This is a genomic window from Pseudoalteromonas sp. SCQQ13 (assembly GCF_015864415.1).
Classification (GTDB): domain Bacteria; phylum Pseudomonadota; class Gammaproteobacteria; order Enterobacterales; family Alteromonadaceae; genus Pseudoalteromonas; species Pseudoalteromonas nigrifaciens.
This window is the reverse complement of the sequence record NZ_JADYXG010000009.1, coordinates 73,165-98,875: the sequence shown is the minus strand read 5'-3', so window position 1 is coordinate 98,875 and position 25,711 is coordinate 73,165. Positions and strand designations below refer to the sequence as shown.

The following is a 25,711-nucleotide window of genomic DNA, read 5'->3' as shown; positions in this document are numbered from 1 at the left end:
ATTAAATATAAAGAAAAGTGGCTTAGCATTTTGGTGCTAAGCCAACTGAATTAGCGGCTTTGATTTAATTTTTTTAATTTAAGCGCTAAACCAACTATAAGCGCGCCAAATACTATAGCGTATACAGCAACTAACCAAAGCAAGGTTAAAATGCCTGCACCTGGGTTAAATACTAAGTACAGTCCAAATATTATAGAAATAAAACCACTAATAATTAAAATCCATTCGTTACTAATTTCATTACGTAACTTTTGGGCTAAAAATATTTCTACTACACCAATTGCAATCGCCCACGCAGCAACATAATAAAGTAACAATAACGCGGTAAGGTTTGGTGCAAGTAAAGTGACAAAAGCGGCAATAATACTCAGTAAGCCACCAATTAATAATAACATCCAAAAGGGATTTGATTTTTTTGATGTTATGGCAACCCAAACTCTTAATATGCCATCAAATAAAAAATAGCCAGCAAAAACTAATAACATAACTTGCAACGACGCCTCAGGTGCAAACCAGGTTATTAAACCAAACAGCATGGCTATAACACCACGAAGTAAAAGTAACGACCAGTTTTTGGTGAGTGTATTCGTAAGATTCATTTTAATCCTTAAGTAAATAGTATGAGCGCCCAAATAAGGTAGCTATTGTTATTAGCAGGGTCAAACAAGTTTAACACCAAGTCTATATAGCATAATTTTAATTTGAAACAGGTCAAATGTCCGCTATTTTTTGTTTTTTAAAGGCTTTATTTTTAATTATTTTAAGAGATGTATTTTTTTGCACAAATTGTTTTTTTTATGTTTCTTTTATGCAGTAAAAGAGCGTCAGGGTGTTATAATATTAACCACTCATTCAGCCTCTTTAATTCGTTTTGCACTCTCGAGAAAGAGGTCCGCGTAGCGTATCGCGAAAAATTGCCTGAGTCCGCTATTGTAAGTGGCGCAACACATCAACCGTTGAACAAGAGTGCACTAAAAAGGTTAATCCCCGACATGAAAGCAATGAAAAGATCTACGTTAGCAACCCTAGTAAATGCAGCGTTACTCTCTGCCGTAGCAGGCACTTCATTTTCTACTATTGCTGCTGAGCAAGCGCCAGCGGTAAAGAAAAATCAATTAGAAGTTATTCAAGTTACTGCTCGTAAACGTGTAGAAAATGCACAAGAAGTACCAGTAGCTGTTTCTGCACTGCAAGGCGATAGCTTGGATGCTTACAGCTCTGCTGGTATGGATATTCGTTTTATGAATGCGAAAATCCCAAGTTTATCAATTGAGTCTTCATTTGGTCGTTCATTCCCACGCTTTTATGTACGTGGTTTAGGTAATACAGATTTCGATTTAAACGCATCACAACCGGTATCATTGGTTGTAGATGAAGTAGTACAAGAAAACGCTATTTTAAAAGGCTTTCCAGTATTTGACGTTTCACGTGTAGAAGTACTACGTGGACCACAAGGTACTTTGTTTGGTCGTAACACGCCTGCGGGCCTTGTTAAATTTGATTCAGTAAAACCAAGCCAAGAATTTGAAGGTTACGGCTCGGTATCTTACGGTAGCCGTGGCGCTGTAGATTTTGAAGGTGCGGTAGGCGGTGGTTTAACTGACCGTTTATCAACGCGTGTATCAGTACTGTGGCAAGATAAAGACGATTACATTGATAGTCGTGCTCCAGGGTTTGAACAAAAAGACGCGCTAGGCGGCTACACAGATAAAGCAGCCCGTATTCAGTTTTTATACGAAGGCGATGACTTCACTGGTTTATTTAACTACCACGTGCGTGATATGGACGGTAAACCAATTGCCTTCTTTGGTAATTCTATCAAGCCAGGTACTAACGATTTAGTTGATGGCTTTGAAAATGACGTGGTTTACCACGATGCGGCATCACGTGCGACGCAGCAAGTTGAGTCAGAAGGTGCGAGCTTAAAGCTTGAGTGGGATTTTAATAATCACACATTAACCTCTATTTCGGCGTGGGAAAGTGCAGAAATATATTCTCGTGCAGACATTGACGGCGCTTATGAGACAGGTTTTAGCTCAGCAGAAAGTGCTGATGGTATTCCAGATCATGATCAGTATACCCAAGAGTTACGCTTATCAAGCAACTTTGCTGGCGATATAAACTACCAAGTAGGTGTGTTTTACTTTGATGAAGCGCTGACAATTGAAAATTTCAGCTATGATACGTTTTCATCACCTGCAGGTAATGAAACCGGTTATGTAATACAGCAACAAGATACAAAAGCATGGGCGGTATTTGGCTCAGTTGATTACACGATTAGCGATGATTTAAAAGTAACTGCAGGTCTGCGTTATTCAGACGATGAAAAAGAATTTTCTGCAAACCGTACTCAAAGCCCAATTGGTGCTGGTCCGCTATCTAGTGGACTCATCAATGTAAGTGATGACCATATTAGCTGGGATATTTCAACAAGCTATAAAGTAAATGATGACGTAAACTGGTACACACGTATTGCTAATAGCTTCCGTGCACCTAGCTTACAAGGGCGTATTTTATATGGTAATGATGTAACTACCGCAGAAACAGAAACGGTAACCTCATACGAAACAGGTATTAAGTCAGACGTACTAGACGGTCAAGGCCGTGTTAACGCCACTGTTTTTTACTACACAATGAATGACCAACAGTTAACAGCTGTAGGTGGTGGTGCTAACTTTAACCGTTTGTTAAATGTTGATAAAACCACAGGTTATGGTTTTGAGCTAGATTCTGAGTGGGTGTTAAGTGATGAGCTAAATGCTACATTCAACTTAAGTTATAACAAAACTGAGCTTAAAGATGACACGCTTAGCATAGCAGCTCCAAGCCGCCCAACGTTGACAATTACTAACCCAGTAGTAAATGGTAAAGTATTACTCGATGGTAACAGCTTACCGCATGCTCCAGAGTGGATTTCTAACTTCACATTACGTTATACCAAAGAGCTAGCTGATGGTGAATTCTTTGCTTATGGCGATGTTTCTTATCGTAGCAAAATTAACTTTTTCTTATATGAATCAGTTGAGTTTGAAGGTAAGCCGCTTGTTGAAACTGGCTTACGTGCCGGTTACGCATGGGCAGATGGCGACTATGAATACCAAGTGTCAGCATTTGTGCGTAACTTATTTGACGAGCAACAATCTATTGGTGGCGTAGACTTCAACAATAATACTGTAATGGTTAATGAAGAGCGTTACGTTGGTGTAGAGTTTAAAGTTAACTTCTTTTAAGCTTAAACACTAATAGTAAAAATACTACAGAGCCCGCTTTTATAGCGGGCTTTTTCGTTTATATTCATTAATATTACTGCTAAAGTAGCGTTAATTGATTTGCAAAATAAAGAGATGAAAAATGGCTGGATTTTGGAACTACCGAGTGATTTTTTGTGAAGCCACAAAAGATGAAGCAGCGCAGTATCAAATACATGAAGTAGAATATAACCTTAATGGTAAAGTAACTAATTGGTCTGAAACCGGAGCAGCTCCTTTTGGTACATCGCTTGATGAATTAAAAGCTGATTCTGAGCGATTAAAAACAGCGTTTGAAAAACCTGTTTTAAAAGTGGCGCGTAAAGCGCGTGGTTATGAGTTGGTTGATGTTGAAACAGGTGAAGAGGCCACTGGTGAGCCACCGGCGGGTTTAACGGAGTAATTTATAAACATATTAAAGGCGCTTAGGCGTCTTTTTTAGCGCTGTGATAAGGAATAAAAATGACTTTAAAAGCAGTATTATTTGATATGGATGGCACGTTAGTCGACTCTGAAAGCATGCACTTTGCATGTTGGAGCCAGGTACTTGCGCCATTTAATGTAAACTACGAAGAGGGTGAGTTTTGTCAGCGTTTTTCGGGGCGGCCAACGCTCGAAGCTGCAAGTGAAATAAAGCAACAGCATAACTTATCGGTTAGCAGTGACTATTTAGCCGATGAAAAATACCGTTTATTTGCACAATATGTAAAAACCAATTTACCAGCACTAATGCCTTTTGCAGAACAAGCATTAATAGCGGTTAAAAGCAGCGGCTTAAAAATGGCGTTAGTAACAGGCAGCGCTCGCCACGAAGCAGAACCAATATTAAAAGGGCTTGGCTTTTATGATCTATTTGACGCAGTAGTCACTAAAGATGATGTTATTAATCCAAAGCCAGCCGGAGATCCTTACTTATTAGCACTCAAGCAGATAAATGTAGCTGCTAAAGATGCCATTGCAGTAGAAGATACCTTTACCGGAGTAACTGCAGCAAACAACGCCGCTGTAAGTGTTGTGGCGATTGCTAATAGCCATACGCAAAACCATGACTTTAGCCAAGCCAGTTACCGTATGGATGATCTGCAAGAGTTTTGGCAATGGCTGCAATCTCAACTATAGTTTAAGCCACATTACCTTGCTTGGACGCGCTGATGTTTTATATAAAATTAATTACTTTAATCACAGCAGTACTTTTTAGCTCTATTGTGAATGCAACATTGCCCAAGGTGCTGCTTGCTAAAGTGTATGATGAAACTAAGCACAGCGATGTAAGTAACTATTTAGTTAGTGAAAAGTTTGATGGTGTAAGGGCTATTTGGACAGGCAAACAGTTTGTTACCCGACAAGGTAATGTAATAAACGCGCCTGAATGGTTTACAGCACCCTTACCTAAAGTATGGCTTGATGGTGAACTGTGGACTAAACATCAGCACTTTGCGGTGCTCAGTGGCATTGTGCGCACTAAAACTCCCAATAATCATGATTGGCAAAGTATTACGTATCAAGTATTTGATATGCCTGATGCAAACGTGCCTTTTAGCCAGCGCTACAGCAATTACAGCCACCTTGTTGCTGGTTTAAATTCACCTCATATAAAGGCTATAAAGCAGCATCAGTTTACTAATAACCAATTATTAACTAACTATTTTAAAAATATAACAGCGCAAGGTGGCGAAGGCGTTATGCTGCATTTAGCAAGCGCAAAACATGCCGATGGGCGCAGCGATGCGCTATTAAAATTAAAGCCCTACTTAGATGCTGAAGCAATAGTGATTGCATACCTACCGGGTAAAGGTAAATACCAAGGCATGTTAGGAGCGTTAAGAGTAAAAACAGCGCAAGGGCAACTGTTTTCAATTGGCACCGGATTTAGCGATGCCGAGCGCGAAAGCCCGCCAGCATTGGGTAGCACCATTACTTATCGATTCCATGGTTTAACAAAAAATGGCTTACCTCGCTTTGCTAGTTTTTTACGCGTGAGAGAGTCACCCTAACAATTATTCAGCCCTATATGAGTATATATTTATTGCTAGGTATGCTAAATTGCGCGGCCTTTTTAGTGATGTATGGTGATATATGTTTGTTGGTTTTGATTATGGTAGTTCTAATTGTGCTATGGGTGTAATGAACGAGGGTAACGTTCAATTAGTGCCGTTAGAGCAAGGAAAACATTACCTACCTTCAACACTTTATACCCACCATAGTGCGTTGGTAGTTGACTATGTTGCCAAGCATTTACAAGGTAGCAGCGATGAGCTTGCATTTAAAACCCAGCGCCAAGCATTGCTAAATTCATTACCACGGATTAAATCTGACTTAGATTTACACCCCACAGACGAAACCTTATTTGTTGGTCGCGAAGCAATTAGCGAGTATGTGCAATTTCCTGAAGAGGGTTATTTTGTTAAATCACCAAAATCATTTTTTGGCGCTACAGGTTTAAAACAAGGACAAATTAACTTTTTTGAAGACATTGCCACCGCAATGATTTTAAAAATAAAACAACGTGCTGAGCAATCACTAAGCAAAACGTTAACCCAAACCGTTATTGGTCGTCCGGTTAACTTTCAGGCGGTAGGCGGTGAGGAGTCAAATCAGCAAGCAATTGGTATTTTAGAGCGCGCTGCAAAACGTGCCGGCTTTAAAGAAGTCGCATTTTTATACGAGCCACTGGCGGCCGGTATTGATTACGAGAGCAACTTAACACAAAACCAAAAAGTACTGGTTATTGATATTGGTGGCGGTACCAGCGATTGCTCGTTTGTGCAAATGGGGCCAAGCTTTCGGGATAAAAGTGACCGTGACGCTGACTTTTTAGCTCACAGCGGTAAGCGTATTGGTGGAAACGATTTAGACATAGCTTTAAGTTACTATGGCTTGATGCCGCTTTTAGGCTTAGGCAGTACGTTTAAATCAGGGCTACCTTTGCCTAATCAAGCTTTTTGGCAAGCATGTAAAATTAACGATGTAAACTTACAAAGCCAATTTTATAGTGCTAACCATCATAGAGAACTTAGCGCACAATTGCGCGATGTGAGCGCGCCAGAGCTATTTAAACGATTAATACATTTGCAGCAAAATAGGCAAGGGCATCAATTAGTACAACAAGCTGAGGCTGCTAAAATAGCATTAACTTCAGCCACTAATTATAACTGCGATCTTAGCTTTTTAGATGCGTCATTAAGTAAAGATGTTTCAGTCAGTGATTTAGCATTAGCGGTAGATGATAGCATTAGCCAAATAGTCACTTTAGCGAAGCAAGCTATAAATGATGCAGATACTACGCCCGATGTTATTTATTTAACCGGTGGTAGTGCACAGTCGCCTCTTATTAAAGCGGCGCTTAGCCAACATTTAGGTGATATTAAAATGGTTAATGGCGATCACTTTGGTAGTGTAACCGCCGGCTTAACTAAATGGGCTAGCATGCTTTACAGCTAAGCCATTAAATATTAAATATCTATTTGTCGGGTTGCTAAATACTTTTCGTAATCTGGCAAGGTGCGCTCAAGCTCAACATTCATTAATGGCGAGCTTAGGAGCATGTCAGCACTTACTTCATTACAGGCTACTGGTATGTTCCACACTGCCGCTAAGCGTAGTAGTGCTTTTACATCTGGGTCGTGGGGTTGCGATGCCAGCGGGTCCCAAAAAAACACCAGCATATGTATTTCATGCTCAGCAATTTTAGCCCCTAATTGCTGATCGCCACCCATTGGGCCGCTAAGCAATTGAATCACATCTAGCCCTGTGGTTTTATTGATTAAATGCCCTGTGGTGCCTGTGGCATATAATGTATGCTCGCTCAGTGCGTTTAGGTGTTTTATACACCATAATTTTAAAGCCGCTTTTTTACCATCGTGCGCTACTAGTGCAATATTTTTTTTAGCCGGTAGCGATTGTATTTTTTGGTCCATAAAAAATTCTTTTTATTGTTAAAGTAATAAGTTAATAGCAAGGGCAATGAAAACAATGCCGGTGATCCTATCTATCCAAGTTTGGCTATTAGGGTTATCTCTAAAAAAGCGCGCAATTTTATCGCCAAAATAAATATAAGCGCAATCAATCGGAAAAGCAAAAAGCGGATACAGCAAACCAAAAAAGGCGAGCTGAAAAGTAGCCGAAGAAAGTGCTGGATCAACAAATTGTGGAATAAACGCGATAAAAAATAATGCCACTTTAGGGTTAAGTACTTCGGTCATCATAGCTTGAAACATTACATTTTTACTTTTCTTCGTAGTTATATGTGGTTTGTCTGATTGCTCAATAGGCTCTTTTATAAAAGTGCTTTTAAGCATCATTATCCCTAAGTAGCACAAATAAGCAGCGCCTGCATATTGCACTGCACTATAAGCTACCTCAGAGGCTTTAAGTATGGCGGTTAAGCCAACAACAGCAAAAAATGTATGTACTACTCCACCGAGGGCAAAACCAAACGCACTTTGCATTCCTGCCGTACGGCCATTAGCAAAGGTTTGTGCCATTAAAAAGGCATTAGAAGGCCCTGGGGCCACCGCAATTAAAAAGCTAGCCAGTAAAAAAGAAACTAAAAAATCAGGGTTTATCATGATCAGCCTTGAGTTGGGTGTAAAGCATGTCCTTTTTTACTTATTAAAATAAGCCAAAGAGGAAGTAACAATAGTAAATGAAAGGCTATTAGCCATGGTGTAGTTAACCCTAAAAACTGTGTTGCAAACACTAATATACTCGCACCACTCATTTGCATTGCGCCAAGTAGCGCTGAAGCGGTTCCGGCTTGTTTTGCAAAGCGAGAAAGTGCCATACCAGCTGCTGAGCCTAAACTTAAAGCAAAACCAAGTGCAGCAATAAGCATAGGTAACATAAGTGCCAGCGCGGTTTGTATGGTGCTAAGCGCAAGCATTAATAACCCCGAAAAAATCAATAAACCAACCCCAAGACGCAAAGCACGCTGGCTATTATTTTTAATATACATAGGCGCTATAAAACTCGCCACAATGCTACATACCGCATTGAGTGTAAACCAAAAAGTAAAGTCAGCAACTGTACCGCCTAAGTGAGTAATTAACCAACCCGGCGCAAGTGTTACGTACACCAGTATTGCCGACATTGCGACCATACAAAGTAAGCTATTAAATAAAAATATAGGAGTGCTAATAATGGGCATAAAACGGCGTAAATCTAAAATATGGCCTTGATAGTAGCTGTCTGCTGGGCGTGTTTCTTTAAAAAATAATAAGGTTATAACTAAGCCAAAAATGGCAAAAAAAGTTAAAAATAAAAAATTCATCCGCCAGCCAAACTGCACGGTTAACCATGCCCCTAAAATGGGCGCTAATGCTGGAATAAAACAAATAATACCATTTAAATAAGTGATCATTTGCCCACTTCGCTGTGCACCGTATTTATCACGTACTATGGCAAAAGCAACCACAAAAGTGGCACATGCTCCTAACCCTTGTAAAGCACGCGCGAGCAGCAATATATTAAATGAAGGAGCATAATAGGCTAACAAGGCAGAGCCCGCATACAGGCTAATACCAATGACAGCGACCGGTTTACGACCAAACTTATCGGCAAGGGGGCCTGCAATTAATTGCCCTAAGCCTACAGTGAGCATAAAAATAGCAACACTTTGTTGTACTTGCTGCTCTGAAACAGCAAATTGCTCAGCAATAGTTGGAAATGCAGGTAGGTAAATATCAATAGCCATAGGGCAAAAAATAACGAGTAACGCTAATATAAGTAATAAAGTTAAGTTTGGTTTAGCGGGCTGTGTTTGCATTAGTTCTCCTTTTGTCGCGTATTTTAGGGGGGGACTAATAAAAAAGAAAGGGCTTATGACCCTTAGTATCGTCGACATTGATATTTTTTAATTTAAATAACATGAACTCTGGGTAATAAATCTATCTCAAGCAGATATTTTCAGCGCTAACTGCGCTGAATTTACTTGCAATAGGTCAGCAGTTGACGCGTAAATTCGCCTTATTGTCACTGAAAATCACTGGTTAGAAAAAATAAATTTAAATATAACTATGATTCAATACGTTAGTAAATCTCTTCACCAAAGTTAAGGTTAAATAGCTAAAAGGGACTTTTAAAGACACTACCTCAAACTGGTCTGATGTGTTACTTTTACAAAAGAATGAACGATGGAAAATAATAATGAGCAATAAATCTTCAGTTTTAACAGCATGGCGCATTGTTAAAAAGCTACCCTTTGGGCACTGGCTATTTACTAAAATAGTCTGTTTTAAAGCGCCATACTTTGGCTCGATGAAGCCTTACATACTTAATTTAAAAGCAGGACATTGTAGTGCGCGGGTTAAAAACCGGCGTAGGGTTCATAATCACATAGGTACAATACATGCAATAGCGCAGTGTAATTTGGCCGAGTTATGTGCTGGAGTGATGGTGGATGCCACGGTACCGGTTAAAACTCACCGTTGGATCCCAAAAGGTATGACGGTACGGTATTTAGCTAAAGTAGATACCGATGTAACCGCTATTGCAGAGATTGATTTACCGCACCAGTGGCTAGATAAAGAAGACTTAGTGGTGCCAGTAAAATTATATAATACCCGCAATGAACTAGTATTCACTGCAGATATTACTATGTACATTACAGCTAAAAAGTAACTAGCTTTTATTAGAGGCTTGTTTATTTACGAATGACAAGCCGATATCGTCCTCGTTAATTAATGGTTTTACATCACTCACCGGCTTTGACTCATCATTAATGAGTGTTAAGTTTTCTTTTTCAAAGCGCTGTTTTAAATTACCTTCAATAATTGCACCAGATTCTATACTAAGCGTATCGTGAAAAATATCACCATGCACATGAGCGTTATTTTTAATGTTAACTTCACTGGCATTTAATGAACCAATTATTTTGCCCTTAACAATCACGCTTGTCGCTTCAACAATACCCTCAACTACGCCTGTAGTGCCAATTACTAAATGAGTAGCTTTAATGTCGCCATCAATGCGGCCATCAAGTTGCACTTCACCTTGGCTTATTATTGACCCGGTAAGGCGCATATCTTCTGAAATAATAGAAGGAGCGTGATTAACGCGTTTTAATGAAGCGTTATTTGTTACTTGCTTTTTTTTACCAAACACGAGAGAGCGCCTTTGTTATTTTAAGAGGATTGACATGCTTGCCATCAATAAGCACTTCATAATGTAAGTGAGTGCTGGTACTTCTGCCGGTGCTGCCCATTAAGCCTATTACATCGTGCTTAGTGACTGCTTGGCCTTTTTTTACTTTAACTTTATTTAAATGACCAAAGCGAGTGACTAAGCCATTTTTATGTTCAAGTTCTATAAAGTTACCATAACCGCCATTGCGCCCAGCGCGCAGTACAGTACCGTCGGCAGGAGCAAATATTTCAGTTTTATGCCAGCCGGCTAAATCAACGCCCTTATGAAAGGCGCGGCGACTGTTCATTGGATCTTTTCGCAATCCAAAGTTGCTAGAAATATAATACTTTGCAGCTGGCAGCGGTAAGGTATTAGGCAGTTCATTTAAAAAGTTTTCTAAATTATTTAGTAGTAATAATTTATCGGCAATAGCTAAAAATGTGCCAGGAATTTTTGCTTCATCGAATACATCTAACGGACCACCTTGAGCGGTTGTTTGCTCGCTTAATGCTAAATGTTGCGCTAATGCAGACTCTAGCCCTGCACCTTTAAGCATGGCTAAAATGGCGTTATGACGTTGGGTAATTTGACTTTCAAGCGATAAAAAATTTTGCTCGTAGTATTGATTTAGCTGTGCATAGCGAGCAGCGAATGTACTAGGGAGCGTATTTTGCACCTGTTTACTTTGAGCGCTGTCATCGACTAAAGGTTCATGAAACTCGCTTTGCTCTTCTTCAATAGGAGATTCAAGTTCGTCACCCAGCTTTATAACATCTTTACTAAGAGAAGCAGGAAGAGATTCGATCATGCTTTGGAGTAAAGCTTGTTTTTGTTCAAGCTCAGCTAATTGTGCTATTTGTTCGTCATGGCGTGTTTTTTGCTCGCTGACTTGCTGTTGCCATTGTTTTTGCTCATCGAGTTGAGTTTGCTCAATATCTGATATTTTTGTAGTTTGTGAGTAAACCCGAAAGCTCGAAATACTTACCCAACTAAGAGTAACTAATACAAGTAATACGATAAAAACTTGCAGCCAAGGCGCCAAAACCACATGCTTAACTTCACCATTTTGGCGAATAAGTAGTTGACGAGAGGGAAAAAACTGTTCAAAAAAAGACTTTATAAATATAGGCATGACACATAAATACTGGCTATTAACCAAGCTAAGATAGCAATTTGAGTTTAAAAAGCTAGAAAAAAATTGTAACTATGACTGAATTAATAAAAAAGGACGGCAATAAATGCCATCCTTTTTAGCAAAACAATTTATTCTTTAAATTATTTTGCAGCGAGTACAGTACTCTCCACACAGCCAAAACCAATGCGTGCGTAACCTTCTTTTTCACACCAGCCACGCATAATAACGTTATCGCCGTCTTCTAAAAAGCTACGTTGTTGGCCATTGCTCAGCGTGATTTTTTCTTTACCACCACGAGAAAGCTCAAGTAACGAACCCGCTTCTTCATGGGTTGGGCCAGATTGCGTACCCGAGCCCAGCATATCACCTGGCATAAAGTTACAACCATTCACAGTATGGTGCGTTACCATTTGCGCAACTGTCCAGTATGAGTGCTTAAAGCTTGAGGTTGATACACGCGTTGGTGTATGACCTTCATCACGCATTTGCTGAGTTTGAATTTTTACATCCATTTGAATATCAAACGCGCCTTGTTCACGGTTCGCTTTAGATTCTAAATAATCCAATGGTTGTGGATCGTTTTCATCTCGTGTCCAGCTTGTTCTAAATGGTGCTAGCGCTTCAGTTGTCACTATCCAAGGAGATACCGTTGATGCAAAGTTTTTAGCTAAAAACGGCCCTAACGGCTGATATTCCCACGCTTGTAAATCACGTGCTGACCAATCGTTAAATACACAAAAGCCAAATACATGGTTTTCAGCATTTTCAATCGCTATAGCATCACCTAACGCGTTACCTTTACCTAAGTAAATACCTACTTCTAGTTCATAATCAAGGCGTTTACACGGGCCAAACGATGGTACTTCAGCATCTGGCGCTTTGGTTTGGCCTTTAGGGCGATGAAATTGTTGACCCGATACACCAATAGATGATGAGCGACCATGATAACCAATAGGTACCCATTTATAGTTAGGTAGTAGTGGGTTGTCTGGGCGAAACAAGCTACCCACAGCAGTTGCATGGTAAATAGAGGTGTAAAAGTCGGTGTAATCACCAATGCGACACGGCAATGCAAACTCAATATCAGCTTGTGCAATAAGCGCTTCGCTTAATTTAGCCTGATGCTCAGAGCCTTCACGCAGCGCTTTAGATAATGCTAAACGCAGTGCTGACCAATATTGCTGCCCAAGGCTCATAAATTCATTTAATGTTGTGTTACTTGCAGCAGCAATGGCTGTTTGCGCATCACCACTAAAAATAGCGAGTTCATTTAGTTTTGCTAAATCGATAACCTGATCGCCAATAGCGACAGCGCCACGAAAAGCTTCGTTGCTATTTTTACGACGAACTTCAGCAAAAGGTAGATTTTGAATAGGGAAGTCGCAATCTGCAACGTTTGCAGAGGCTACCCAGCTTGTTAAATTTATATCATGGGTTTCGTTAATTAAACTCATTACATTTCCTTTGGTTTAGTTGGTCGTGCTAATCAGTATAAATATCAATTTATTAAATATGCATATAAAGATTAAAAACATCTATTATTAACAGCTTATATGGTGATGAATAGCACGATTTAAACAGACAGAGTAGAATTGTTACTCAATATCAGCGTAAAACGACAAAAGCAGCGAGTTACGCTGCTTTTAAAATATAAATGCTAACTACTTATAAAACGCCACGGCGCTCTTGGTCGCGTTCAATTGATTCAAATAGTGCTTGGAAGTTACCTTCACCAAAGCCACCATCGTCAACTCGCTGAATCATTTCAATAAAAATAGGACCAAATAGGTTTTTAGAGAAAATTTGTAGTAAGTAACAGTTTTCACTTTGGCTATCTACTAGAATTTGATGCTCACGAATTTTTTCTTTGTCTTCAGCAACCCAAGGTACACGGTCAAAAATAGTATCGTAGTACTCAGGAATAATATCTAAAGTTGCAATAGTCGATTTATCAAGCTTATCAAGTGAGCTTACTAAGTCGTCAGTTAAAAATGCTAAATGCTGTACGCCAGGGCCATTGTATTCACCAAGGTATTCATCGATTTGGTTATTATCGTTGCCTTTACCTTCGTTAATAGGAATAGAGAAAGTGCCACAAGGCGATTTAAGCGCATACGAAATTAACGCTGTTTTTTGGCCTTTAATGTCGAAGTAGCGAACTTCTGTAAAACCAAATACATCTTTATAAAAGTTAGCCCATTTTTCCATGGTGCCTTTATAAACATTATTAGTTAAATGGTCGATGCGAATAAAGCCTTTATCGTCAACCACGTTTTGCTCGGCTAGATCTTCAAAGTCTTGTGCGTAAATAGAGCCTTTTTCGCCAAATTGCTCAATAAAGTAAATTAAGCTGTCGCCAATGCCATAAATTGCAGGGTAAGGTAAATCTTTATTTGCCGAGTCGGTTGCTGGTTTTGCACCGCGCTCTACCGCTGCTTCAAATGCTTTTTGTGCATTCTCTACTCGCCAACCCATAGAGCAAATAGCCGGGCCATGATCTTTAGCAAACTGTGCCGAAAAACCATCACGCTCGTTATTTAATAAAAAATGAATATCGTTTTGATTGTAATAAACAATGTCTTTACCTTTGAATTTTTTTAGCTTTGAAAAGCCAAAGTCGGTAAATACTTTATCCATGTAATCTGCATCAGGTGTTGCATATTCGGTAAATTCGATACCAACTAAACCTAAAGGGTTATTTACTTCACTCATTATCATTACTCCCGCAATTAAGCACTGCGATTATTTGTTGTCGTATTGCTGTAGATGATTAACTAAATTTGTACTTTGGGGAAGAGGGCGTTGTTATTTAGTAAACAGCGCGTGTGTAAATTTTATAGGACGGTTAGCAGTAAGTTACTTTTTTGCTGAGTGCTTTAAATACGCGTATGTATTAAAACGTTTGAATAAGTGCGGCATTTTAAGTTTTAGCTATTGATTTTGTTGTGGTTTATTTTTTATAAAGAGATTTAAGCTAACTTAAATCTCTTTTTTTACTGTAGTAAAAACAAGGTTTTTTGTATTTAATTGTTTACGGTTTGCTATTGTTAAAGAACTTGCTACGTTGCTCTAACCATAAATTAGGTTTTATTGCGGGTGCAAGTTGGTAATGGCGTTCAACACTTTGATTGAGCTCTCGGGTTGTTTGCTTAAAAGTCAGCTTTTGTTGCGCGTTACCCATACTTTTTATTTCACTGCGAGTCATTGCGCGACCAGCATAAAGCAGTGCGTTTAAATAACCCGGTTCGGTTTCGTAGTTATTATCAGTTAATAATAATACGGCTTGATCGAGTGCCCAGCGTTTACCTATTTCACCGTCTCTTTTAACACCCGCAAATTCACCATCAATATACACTTCAAATACGCCATTGCTTGGTGCGGTATAAAATACAAAAGCTATACGGTGCCAGGTATCAGGCTCAGATGTGCCAAAATAACCACTATCGCTGGTTGATGCACCTAACCCACCAATAGGATTAATAAATATGTCGGCGTCGTTATTCAAATCATTTGTTGCATCGGTTTGAACTAGTGCTCTGTATATTTCTTTTGCTGCAAAAGGCCAATAAATGTCCATCACTAAAGTGTAGTCAGACACCATTCCTTGGTTTGCAAAATCCCCATTTGGCGCGGTATTTAACTCAATCTTTAGCCCTTCGTTAGGAGAGTGATCGGTAAATGCCATTACAGTTGATGCGCCATCAGCTAAATCACTAATATTAAATGCGCTAGTACTAGCAAAGGTGGTCTTTTTAGGACCCCAGCCTTTATTGTCAGGATCGAAGTAACTAAGAATTGATGGGCCTAAGTCGGCTTTAAGCGGATCGCTAACATCATCAAAGTTCCAAATAGTGATATTAGCAATGTCTTGGCAGGCATTGAGTGGCGTATTTGTATCAATATGCAAGCATTGAGTGGTTCTATAACGTGCGTATTGATCCAGAAGCCACCAAGCTTCGGCTATCGGTGCTACATCATTAAAAGTAACCCCATTAAAAAATAAATCAGGATTAAGAGCTGCCCCTTTAAAAAGTGCGACACTGTAGTTATTTGATGCTTGAATATTTTCAGGCGCTAGTAAAAACCAATCAGCTTGATTGGCTAACATAGCATTTAAATCATTGCCGCTAACCGTGACTTTATATAAAGAGTTAAAGCCTGGGGTGTTAGATGGCTGCCTTTCTACGTAGTAAGCTTTATGAAAGTCCTCTTGTGTTAGGGCGCCAGGGGTCCAACGTTTTTGCACTAACTCAGGGTTGAGTAAAGCTGCTGAAATAGTGCTGCTTGAGTGCTGAGCGGCTGCAGCGGTGACTGCTGCTAATTGCATTGCATTTAAGTAGTTTTCTGATATTGCAATTTCAGTTTGTGCATCGGGAGCATAACGGCCCATAATTGTGTCGATGGCTTGTTGTGTGGTTGTGTCTCGCTCAGTAATGGTGTCGGTTTTTACTGTTTTGTAGTCAACATTTTTGAGCGTTTTATTACTAGTGTCGAACGTTAAGTTTAAGTCGGTTATGCCCTTAGCGTAAAAGTTAGGCTGAATAACAATAGCGCCATTATCAAGGGTATTAAAGCTCTCACCGCCATGGGTATGACCGCCTAAAACCAAATCAATACCACTCACACTTTGTGCGATTTTAGTATCAAGGCCTTCACCTAAATGACTTAACATCACCATATAATCTACTTTATCGCTGTACTGACTAACAATACTTTGTGCTATTTGTTGCCATTGCCAGCTCATTTTAAATTGTTTGATAAAATCAGGAATAGGGTCATCTTGTAGTGGTCTATCTAGCTCGTTCCACGGGACCGATGTCATACCAAATACGCCGAGTGTAATGCAGCCTACTTGTACTTTAGCAAAACCTACTGCTGCAAAATCTTGTGTTTGTTCGCCTTCGTAGCGTGTATTACTGGCAAGTACAATGGCATTATCATCCTTTGAGAAGCCTAATAATTTTTCAGGCCCCCAAGCATAGTCATGGTTACCTATTACACGAAGATCGAACTTCATTGCTTTTACGGCTTCATCGGTCGCTAAACCTTGTGATATTTGCTCAGCTACAGTGCCTTTTTCGTAATCATCTCCACCATCGGTAAATAAAGTATGAGGTGATTTGCTTAAAGCCTTTTTATGATATGCCTTAATTCGGCTAAAAAATTGCTCTTGATAACCAAATCGAGCATGTAAGTCGGCAATATGTACAAAGCGAATAGATTGCTCAGTGCTGTTTACATCACAGGTAGGGCCTATACTGGCAGTGCGTTCTTTACGCTGCATTTTTATGGCATATGTGCCTAACTGATTAACTTGAGCTGTAACAAAACCATTTAAAACACGAGAGTTCTCTATAGTTTCCCAAGTTGTAGCGTTTAAACGGGCAATATAAAGTTGGCCGCCTAATGCGTAATCGTCAGGGATTTTTAAGGAAATTGTAAAAGGATTACTTAGTGAAAGCCCTGCGGGAGTTAAGCTATGTAGATTAGAAATAATATTTTGCGTTTGTGGCGTTTCGTCTTGCTCAATACTAATATAAGTGAGCTCAGTATCAGAGTTAACACTATTGGCAGGAATTTCAATTTTAAAGTTATCGTTAATAGTGGCAGATAAGCCTGCACCAGTAATAAGTAATACGTTAGCTTGGGGAGTGGAAGGGTTATTAGGATTAGGAGTGACTTGATCGCCAGCGCCACCACAAGCAGATAAAAAACCAATGAAAAAAACAACTAAAATTACTTTATACAAAGTGAACAATTGCATCTACCCGCTATCCCTAAAAATCTAATCAGTAATCAATTGGCTAAATAATATCAGTTAACAACTAAGCAATAAAAGATTACCAAGAGGAAACTTCCCCATACTGCTATGGGGAAGTAATTAAAAGTTGGGTAATAGGTATTTAATTAACAAATATTTTAATTAAATACCTTAACTACTAGGCTTCCTCGCTTAGTCCCTGTCTTTCCCACACTTTAGATTTAAAGGTCATTAGTACTAAAATAACACCAACACCAATACTAAATAATGCTATTTGTAGGTATAAGTTAGGTATTTCATCAACATTATTTGGATCGAAGTTACCAGCAAGTAATCCGGCAATGATATTACCGATAGAATAAGTTAATACAAATACGCCCATCATTTGGCCTGTGTAGCGACGAGGCGATAACTTACTTACAGCACTTAATGCCACAGGGCTCAAACAAAGCTCACCCACAGTGTGTAAAAAGTAGGTAGTAACAAGCCAGTAAGGTGCTACTTTTAGGCCTTCAGCCGCATAATGCGCTGCCATAAACATAACTAAGAAACCTGTTGCCATTATAATTAAACCAACAGCACATTTTGCACTATAAGATGGTGAAACAAGACGCTTTGACATATTAATCCAAAGCGCTGCAAAAAATGGTGATAGCGCAATAATAAACAGCGAGTTTAATGACTGAAACCAAGTTGTAGGGATTTCAAAAGTACCAATAAGACGGTCAGTATAATCACGTGCAAATAAGTTTAATGATGAACCTGCTTGCTCAAAGCCAGACCAAAAACAGGCAGAAGCTATACATACTAAAAACAGTGCCCACATTCTTTGTTTCTCAGCATCGGTTAACTTACCTTTAAAGTAGATAAGACCAAAATAAACAAAGAAAATAATAGTGAATGCAATCGCAGTATAACCTGCAACTACCGTTGGGTTAATAATAATAGCGCCAGTCATAGCGGCGGTAGTGATTGCAGCCGCTATAATGATAAATATAGCAATACTGCCCCATGCGCGAGCAGTACCCTTAGGACCTAATGGATTAGCTGGTAGGGCACTATGCTCAGGTAAGTTTTTAAGTGAGCGCTTGTATTGCACTAAACCAATAGCCATACCAACAGCTGCAGCACCAAACGCCCAGTGCCAACCTAGATTTTCCATAAAGTAACCACAAACGTAATAACCAATTAATGAACCTAAGTTAATACCCATGTAGTAAATAGCATACCCGCCATCACGACGTTCATCAGCATCACTGTATAGTTGTCCAACCATAGCGCTGATATTTGGTTTTAGTAAGCCGGTACCCGTTGCTACAAAAATTAAACCAATAAAAAATGAGTAATCATGTGGAATAGCCAAAATAATGTGGCCACACATAATAATAATACCGCCATACCAAACAGCTTTTTGACCGCCGAATAATCTATCAGCTAGCCAACCACCAGGTAAGCCTAAAAAGTATACTGCGCCTGTGTACAAACCATAAATTGCAGCAGCTGAGGCAACGGTAAAGGCTAAGCCTTCTTCTTGTAAGCTTGCTGTCATGAATAATACGAGCATAGCTCGCATACCGTAATAACTCATTCGTTCCCACATTTCGGTGAAGAACAAGGTTGAAAGTCCTTTAGGGTGGCCAAACCAACCACTATCTGGAGCTGAACTCATATTTACTTCCTAACTTTAAGTATTGTTGTAATGGCCTTATATATTTTTGCTTTAGCTATTTAGCGCCATGTATTACACGCTAAATGCTCGACCATCAGTATTGTTTAATGCAGCTAAGGTAATGGTTTGCCGTTAAGGTAGTAAAGCCGTAGGTAAGAGTCACACCCTTATCCTAGCTACAATTGCGCATTAGTATACATAGACCTTAGTGCGAGGGGAAGTGTTAAGCTTTATGGTTTAAACACAATAAACCTTGTTAAAAGTCAGCATAAGGTATTATAGGTTTGCCTGGGAATGCTAATGTGCCGTAAACAGGATTGAAATAGTAACGTACATAAAGTTGTCCAAAGTTAGGCTCATAAAAGTCAGAGCGGTCAATTGCTAAGTAGCCTCCAAAAAACCAATGCGGGGTTACTCGGTACTCAAAACTGCCTTCTAAGTTATACGAAACACCGGCGCTAGTATCACCCTTAAAAGCAGGAACGACGCCTGTTTCAAGCTGGCTTACGAATGCTTGGGCTTGTAAGTCGGGATCGTTTGGAAAAAAGTCAATCGCGTTCGATTTAGTTTGTGAGTAAGAAATACCGGTTTTAATTCGATAAACAAAATCATCTCCCCAACGTGCGTCATAACTTAATGGTAATGAAATACCTATATAGTTTTGCGGGCTGTAATATCCGCCATGACCATAGGTTTCTTCGCTTAAATTAAACTTATAAGACCAATGCAATAAACTGACACCAGCGGTAAATTCACGCTCTTGGTTACTAATAACGCGATAGTAACTGCCACCCATTAGCCGATAACGTTGATTGTCTTTTACGTTTTGACCTTTATATAATTGAAAGTCGGCACTTGACCAAAAACCCCAATTACCACCCAAGTCGTGCGATAAGTTGGCGGTTAAGCCAGTTGAGCGCACGCCACCCCAAACTTTACCTGAGTATATATCGGTTAAACCAGCATAGGAGAGTACCGAGCTGGTAACAGGGCGTTTTTCAAGTTCTAGGCTGTATCCAAAGTCGCCAAAATCGTCTGCGTAGTTTATGCCCCACACTATGTCTTCAATTAAAAAACCAAGTGGGGTAGTACCAATATCAACACGCCAGTTTTCATTTTGCCAACCTATACCAATATCAACGCCACTTTCCTCAGGGCTTACTTCATCTAATGAACAGGTAAAAATACACAATGCACCTTGTCCATAGCGGCTACCTGCAAATTGCTCATCAAATCGTGTTGTTTGTGCGCTTATAGTTGTAGGGTCGACTTTAATAAATCCATGGCCTTGCCAAAGCGGAAAATAAGCTTCCATAGGCATTAAGCCAGCTCCCAGCGTTGCTTCGCTTTGGGTACTTGTTTGGCCACTAAAATTAACCCCAATGGCAATATAAGCTTGGTTTTTATTTTGTTGATTTATTAACTCACGTTTTGCGCCATTAATATACCAAGGGTCAGTGTCGTTAATACGCGCTAGGCTACTGTATAGCTGTTCATCATTGAGAGCTTGGTTAGGCGACAGTGTTTGCTGATACCAGGTATTTGCTTGCTCGACATTGTTAAACTTATCGGCAACTTGAGCTCCTAGGTACCGAAGTTCTTGATCGTTTGGCGATTTATCAACTAATTGCTTCGCAAGATACAGCGCATCACCCGCGTAATTAAACTCATTAAGGGATGCCATTATTTGTCGTTGTAAGTACCCCTTTTGAGATGAACTTTGATTTATAGCCTGTTGCGTAACCTGCTTTGCCTGATAGTCATCACCAAGCTCTCTATAAGTGGTGGCAATAGCCATTAAAGCTTGGGGCTCAAGAGTTTGTTTATTTTGTATTTTTTGCTGATATAAAATAATTGCCGCTTCACGTTGCTCAAGTGCTAAGTTTGCATTTATAAGAGCGGTAGTTATTGCCGGCGTATTTTTATATTTTTGGTCAAGCTGGTTTAGCTTAGCGATTAAATCGCTACCGCTGTAATATTGATTTATATAATTATTATGTAATTGCACATATTGAGTGATTTCGTTTTCAGTTGCGCTCTCTGGCAATGTGTAACTTGTAAACCAGTTATGCGTTTTCTCTTCAATGCCTTGCTCTAAAAGCCATTCACCATAAAGCATATGCCAATATGGGGCGAGAGTTGGCGCGCTTGTTAAAGCTTTATTAAGTGAGTTAAGTGCGTATTGTTGCTCTGCAATTTTATACCAACTACTTGCTAGTTTTGCTTGCATTAAAGGTGTTAAATCTTGCGCTTCTAAACTACTTAAATGGTAAACCGCGACTGCTTTATTGTTAGTATTTAAGAGTTGCTCGCTTTGATTAAGCGACTCATTAATATGTAACTGTTGTTCGAGCACTAAAATATCGGCATCTCTATCTTTAACCGGAATATACTTTAACGTCGCTTGTGCACCTTTATAGTCATCTATAGAGCGCAGAAAAAGTGCATGGCTATAACGCAGTGAAGAGTTAAGTGGAAATTGCCATAACACATTGTTAAATAAAGATCGGGCTTGCTGAGTTAAACCTTGTTGCTGATAAATTAAAGCAAGATCATAGTATAACCAGGGTTGTTGAGGAGTTAACTCAATGGCATATTCTAAGGTTTTTCTAGCGGTGTTTAATTCGCCAGCATCATAAAATCGAGTCGCTTTTTCTCTTAGTTGCTTGCTAACAGCGGCCGCGTAAGCTGACTTTACTTGCTGTTTTTGCAAAGAACTAAGGTTATTATAAAAAGCATTTAACGCTTTTTCACTTTGCTCAAGTTCGGCTATTTTAAGTAAGCTTAATAATGCACTTGAGTTAAGCGGTTCATTTTTTAAAACACTTTGATAAAAAGTAGCAGCTTGAGAGTACTGCCCTTGAGCAAATAAAAGCTCGCCCTTATAAAATAAAATGGTGTTAGGGTTTTCTTGTAATGCAGCTGCTAAATTTAGTTTGAGTGCTGCCGTTCTGAACTCTGCGTTATTTATGGCTTCTTTAGTCTGGCGAATATACAGCCAAAAATTGGCAGTTTTGGCTAAGCCTTTGAGTATTTCACGCTCATTAAACTCTGAGGTGTATTTTAATGCGCGAGTAAAGTAGTTATCTGCTTTTTGATGCTCACCTGAGCGTAAGTAGAGCACACCTAAACTACGCATAACTTGAGAATCAGCTGGGCGGCCTTTTAACGCTCGTAATAAAAGAGGTTCAGCGGCATTTAACTTATTGTTTTCAAGTAGTTCATCACCTTTTTGCCAAAGTTGATAAGCAGGATCACCTAGCAAGGCTTGACGAGCGCTAAACTTCTTTTTGAAATCTTGATATTGTAATTCCCCTTTACTGCTAAAGGGATACACAAGAAAGTAACGCTGATACTGTTGCTCAGTACTACTCTCAATAGGCATAAATGCCAATGTTCTTAGCCAAGCATCCTCAATTTGGTTGCTAAAACGTCCAGTTACGCCATATTTACTAAAAACATCAGTCGCATGTTTATCGAGCGCAGAGCGTTTAAACAGGTGCGTCGCATAAGCTATTTCGATTAGGGCTACATCAGGGTATTGCTCTATTAAGCGCAAATAGCCTTTATTAACCTGCTGCCATTGGGCACTGTCTTGTGCATACCAGTTTAAATGTTCAAGCTCATAACTAAGCTCGGGGTAGGCTGTATCAAAAAGGGTGTTATAAATTTGCCGGGCTTGAACATATTGGCCAGCTCTTGCTAGTAATTTTGCTTGTTGTACTAATGGTTTGTCGGTTGTTTCAATACGGGCAATAACTCGAAGTTGCTCAATACATGGGTGTTGTTTTGCTGCGCCATTATCAAGCTGGTTTAGTAATAAGGTTGCTTCATTAGTTGCGCCGGTAGCAAAGTAATTACGTGCTAAAGCACATTGGGTTTCAATGCGCAGTGGGGCTATAGCAACGAGCTTACGTAAGCTATCTTCAACGAGCTTTTTATTTTCTTGCCCTTTGCCAATATTTATCTGCTTTAATAGCCATGCGACAGACTGAGTGTCTATATCGTCGACTGTTTTAGCACTTAACGTTGAGCACGCTACTAAGGCATAAACTAAGCTAAACCTTAACGACATTCATCGCTCCAGTTAGGTTGCAGCGTCCCGTCTGCTAAAATTGCAAAGCGTTTATCTAAGGTACTGCTACCAAATAAATTTAATACACTATCGTAATAACGCGATTTGCTAAATGATTTATCAACCATTAACTTTTGTTGAATCGACATTGTTACAGCGTCATTGTCATTATTTGCTGTTGCTAGTAAAGGCAGTAATGCGGCATTAAAGCCAACAGGTCCTCTTTTATCTGAGTTCCCCGTTTGTGCATAGGTATTTAAAGGCACATAACCACGCTTATTTATCGTTTTAATGAAAGGAGCAAACTGCGTAACTAATTGCTTTTTGTAAGGTGCATCCTCTGCCATCATACTTGCCCACAAATAGACTCTAATTGCATTATAGCCTCCCAAGTCGGTTACTTTTTTATCAAAGTAAAAGCCCTTGTTAGTATCAAACATAATCCAATCAGGGCTAACACCTTGATTACTTGTTTCAAGAATTAGGTTGGCAGAACCGTCATGCAGCTCTTGCCATGGTGAATGAGGATAAAGTTTGCTAAATTGCTGATAAATAAACAGCGGCGAATAGCTTGGATTTAATTTATAGCGCTTGTTATCAAACTCAAAGCCGCTAGGTGCGGGTAATAAAGATAAACCAAGTCCTTTAATATATGCTGTTTCTTCGCGCATTATACGCTGTGCGAGCACAGCAGCTAAAATACGGTAACGGCGGTCATCCCAAAGTATAGCTGCTTGCGATAAGCTATAAGCAATCCATAAATCAGAGTCAGATGCTGGGTTTGAGTCAAGAATATTACCTACGTTGTTTTTATTAACTCCCCATAGCCATGCAGGTAGGCGAGTACTTAAATCGCCTTCGGCTAAATGCTCTTCAGTCCAGTTTAATACTTTATCAAAAGCGGTTTTATCATTGGCAATTAGCGCAAAAAATAGCGCATAGGATTGCCCTTCAGAAGTGGTAATATTTTGCTCGCTGCCTAAGTCGATTATTCGGCCATCATCACTCATAAAGTGTGTTTTAAACGTTTGCCATTGCTGCCAAGGCGCACATTGTTGTGCGTGGCTTAAAGGAGTAAATAAAATCAGCATAATAAATGCTTTAGTTATAAATAATTTCATTATTTATCTCCTTCAGCTAAACGTTTGTAGGTAAGGGCCTGTAGTAAGCGCCAAATTATAAATGAAATAAGTAACAGGGTTAAAATAGATAAAAAAGCTAGCCAAAATGGATGATCAGATAAATGAAACCAAATTAAAGTATACACAGGTACATACCCCACAAAATACGTATCATCTGCCTTAACAGAGCTTACGCCTTGGCTAGTAATAACGGCAGCGCTGCCTTTAATTTGCGATAACCATTGCGACTCGTTAAATGCAGTATCTAGTAGTGTGTACGCTTTATTAGTACTGGCGGTTAACGACACGATTGAGCGCTCAGAGTCAAATGGCGATTGAAACCCTGCAATAACGGCTAAGTCTCCGCTACTAACTAAGCTTACCTGTACATCTTCTGTTGTATCAGCATCATAGGCGCCATTATAAAAAGCTTGCTTTATAATTCTGTGGTTATTTTTTAAAAGCTTACTGGTGGGCGCGTTCTCATCAATGTCACTCACCGCTGTATTTGCGGCGGTAATAATCATAATATCTTTGTCATCATAATTACTATTATCGTCACTGACTGATTGTATTTCTAAACGGTGTCCAGGGTAGCCTGTGATAGCACCAAAGCGACCGGTTAAATTGAGTAGTAAAGTGATTGCTTTAGGTGTTGGATTATCATCTAAAATAACCAAGGTTTGATGTAAGTCGGCATATTTAGTAAATGGGAAACCGCTATTAGCAAATACATTTAAATCGGGTAGGGCAATGTAATGATGAAACCCACTAACATCAATATTTGAATTACCATCTATTACGCCATACTCCCCTCCTGCAGGTACAACAGAGCATTCTCCCTTTTTAAGTACACCAAAGCGAAAGTCAAAGTTAAGCTCATTTCTAATTGCTAAGTTAATCCCATTTAAGGAAAAATCTTCTGCGTTTTTTGTGGTATCTGTATTACCAATTAAAGGCATAATTGTTTTGGTTTTACTTAGTAATGAATCATTTTTACTGAGTAAAAAACCACTAATAAACTCTTGATTAATTAGCATGTTTAGGCGTGAGTCAAGCATGCTGCTCTCAGGCGTATTTCTATATTGCAGCGTAATTGGGATGCCTTTTTCGCGCCAAGTAAATAAATCGGGTGCAAGGCGTACGTTTAATTTTACCGGGCCATTATTTAAGCCCTGAGCTTGTAATTGTTTTGGGTAGTCAATTAACTCATCAAAATGTACGGGGCGATCGCCTCTTAACCAGCGAGGAGCATCATATGCTTCTCTTAGCGGGAGCTGATTAATAGCCTCTATACTAGCGGTGCGACCAGTCATCAGTTTATGACCAAATGCTAAACCCGTTACTGCAGTTTTTAAATCAGCAGTGTCTTTGCCCACTATAAGTAACATTTTTTTATAGCGATGGAGTGGGTTAGAAATAATTTCAATTGTTGGTTTATCAACATCAGGGTAATCACGTAAAAAATCAGGCTTAGAGTCGTTAGTGATAAACACCACGCTATGTTCATTAGGTGCTTTATTTTTTAATAACGGAAATTGTGCTCCGCGCCAATCGGCTTGTGCACCAAACCAGCTAGA

19 protein-coding genes and 1 other annotated feature are annotated in these 25,711 nt (G+C 39.4%); of the genes, 6 read left to right on the top strand and 13 right to left on the bottom strand.

Annotated features, from left to right (window positions below; translation table 11 throughout):
• Positions 1-50: 50 nt before the first annotated feature.
• Positions 51-599, bottom strand: coding sequence for an HdeD family acid-resistance protein (locus tag I6F41_RS09145; RefSeq protein WP_197108241.1), 549 nt, complete (start codon positions 597-599; stop codon positions 51-53).
• A 393-nt stretch (positions 600-992) separates the two neighbouring features.
• On the opposite strand from I6F41_RS09145, the gene I6F41_RS09140 reads away from it, so the two are divergent.
• The 5 genes from I6F41_RS09140 (at position 993) to yegD (ending at position 6,689) form a co-directional block, all read left to right on the top strand.
• On the top strand, positions 993-3,230 hold the full coding sequence (locus I6F41_RS09140; RefSeq protein WP_041454519.1) for a TonB-dependent receptor: 2,238 nt from the start codon (positions 993-995) through the stop codon (positions 3,228-3,230).
• Positions 3,194-3,288 (top strand) — a sequence feature (Trp leader region). It overlaps the preceding gene by 37 nt.
• 63 nt (positions 3,289-3,351) lie before the next feature.
• Positions 3,352-3,651, top strand: coding sequence for a hypothetical protein (locus I6F41_RS09135; RefSeq protein WP_011328836.1), 300 nt, complete (start codon positions 3,352-3,354; stop codon positions 3,649-3,651).
• A 59-nt stretch (positions 3,652-3,710) separates the two neighbouring features.
• Positions 3,711-4,367 (top strand): HAD family hydrolase, encoded by a 657-nt coding sequence (locus I6F41_RS09130; protein ID WP_182678363.1) that lies wholly within the window; start codon positions 3,711-3,713, stop codon positions 4,365-4,367.
• 32 nt (positions 4,368-4,399) lie between these two features.
• Positions 4,400-5,242, top strand: a complete 843-nt coding sequence (locus I6F41_RS09125; RefSeq protein WP_197108239.1) for a DNA ligase — start codon at positions 4,400-4,402, stop codon at positions 5,240-5,242.
• A gap of 82 nt (positions 5,243-5,324) precedes the next feature.
• Positions 5,325-6,689, top strand: a complete 1,365-nt coding sequence (yegD, locus tag I6F41_RS09120; RefSeq protein WP_197108237.1) for a molecular chaperone — start codon at positions 5,325-5,327, stop codon at positions 6,687-6,689.
• Positions 6,690-6,700: 11 nt separating this feature from the next.
• On the opposite strand, the gene I6F41_RS09115 is transcribed toward yegD, so the two are convergent.
• From I6F41_RS09115 to I6F41_RS09105, 3 genes are read right to left on the bottom strand one after another with little or no spacing between them, the layout of a single operon-like run.
• A complete protein-coding gene (locus I6F41_RS09115; protein WP_011328832.1) occupies positions 6,701-7,165 on the bottom strand; it encodes a methylglyoxal synthase in 465 nt (154 codons plus the stop codon).
• An 18-nt stretch (positions 7,166-7,183) separates the two neighbouring features.
• Entirely contained in the window at positions 7,184-7,816 is a 633-nt protein-coding gene (locus I6F41_RS09110) for a LysE family translocator (RefSeq protein ID WP_011328831.1), read from the bottom strand.
• Between the two features lie 2 nt (positions 7,817-7,818).
• Positions 7,819-9,012 (bottom strand): multidrug effflux MFS transporter, encoded by a 1,194-nt coding sequence (locus I6F41_RS09105; protein ID WP_011328830.1) that lies wholly within the window; start codon positions 9,010-9,012, stop codon positions 7,819-7,821.
• A gap of 380 nt (positions 9,013-9,392) precedes the next feature.
• Here I6F41_RS09105 and I6F41_RS09100 point away from each other — a divergent pair, with 380 nt between their 5' ends.
• Positions 9,393-9,866, top strand: coding sequence for a hotdog fold domain-containing protein (locus tag I6F41_RS09100; protein ID WP_058373868.1), 474 nt, complete (start codon positions 9,393-9,395; stop codon positions 9,864-9,866).
• On the opposite strand, the gene I6F41_RS09095 is transcribed toward I6F41_RS09100, so the two are convergent.
• From I6F41_RS09095 to bcsB, 9 genes are all read right to left on the bottom strand, one after another.
• Positions 9,867-10,349: a bactofilin family protein gene (locus I6F41_RS09095; protein WP_197108235.1), complete on the bottom strand. Its 483-nt coding sequence runs from the start codon at positions 10,347-10,349 to the stop codon at positions 9,867-9,869. It abuts the gene before it with no gap.
• Entirely contained in the window at positions 10,339-11,502 is a 1,164-nt protein-coding gene (locus tag I6F41_RS09090) for a M23 family metallopeptidase (protein ID WP_182678374.1), read from the bottom strand. The genes I6F41_RS09095 and I6F41_RS09090 overlap by 11 nt, the downstream gene beginning before the upstream one ends.
• Before the next feature lie 143 nt (positions 11,503-11,645).
• Entirely contained in the window at positions 11,646-12,959 is a 1,314-nt protein-coding gene (gene fahA, locus I6F41_RS09085; protein ID WP_086998865.1) for a fumarylacetoacetase, read from the bottom strand.
• 211 nt (positions 12,960-13,170) lie between these two features.
• Entirely contained in the window at positions 13,171-14,217 is a 1,047-nt protein-coding gene (gene hppD, locus I6F41_RS09080) for a 4-hydroxyphenylpyruvate dioxygenase (protein ID WP_011328825.1), read from the bottom strand.
• A 319-nt stretch (positions 14,218-14,536) separates the two neighbouring features.
• Positions 14,537-17,269: a metallophosphoesterase gene (locus I6F41_RS09075; protein WP_197108233.1), complete on the bottom strand. Its 2,733-nt coding sequence runs from the start codon at positions 17,267-17,269 to the stop codon at positions 14,537-14,539.
• 175 nt (positions 17,270-17,444) lie between these two features.
• Entirely contained in the window at positions 17,445-18,935 is a 1,491-nt protein-coding gene (locus tag I6F41_RS09070) for a peptide MFS transporter (RefSeq protein WP_197108231.1), read from the bottom strand.
• 256 nt (positions 18,936-19,191) lie between these two features.
• On the bottom strand, positions 19,192-23,010 hold the full coding sequence (locus I6F41_RS09065) for a cellulose biosynthesis protein BcsC (RefSeq protein ID WP_197108229.1): 3,819 nt from the start codon (positions 23,008-23,010) through the stop codon (positions 19,192-19,194).
• The gene (gene bcsZ, locus I6F41_RS09060) at positions 23,001-24,131 is read right to left on the bottom strand and encodes a cellulose synthase complex periplasmic endoglucanase BcsZ (RefSeq protein ID WP_197108227.1); all 1,131 of its coding nucleotides are present in this window, start codon (positions 24,129-24,131) and stop codon (positions 23,001-23,003) included. Before bcsZ ends, I6F41_RS09065 begins: the two co-directional genes overlap by 10 nt.
• A partial coding sequence (bcsB, locus tag I6F41_RS09055; protein WP_231613487.1) for a cellulose biosynthesis cyclic di-GMP-binding regulatory protein BcsB occupies positions 24,131-25,711 on the bottom strand: 1,581 nt, incomplete at its 5' end. The genes bcsZ and bcsB, both read right to left, overlap by 1 nt.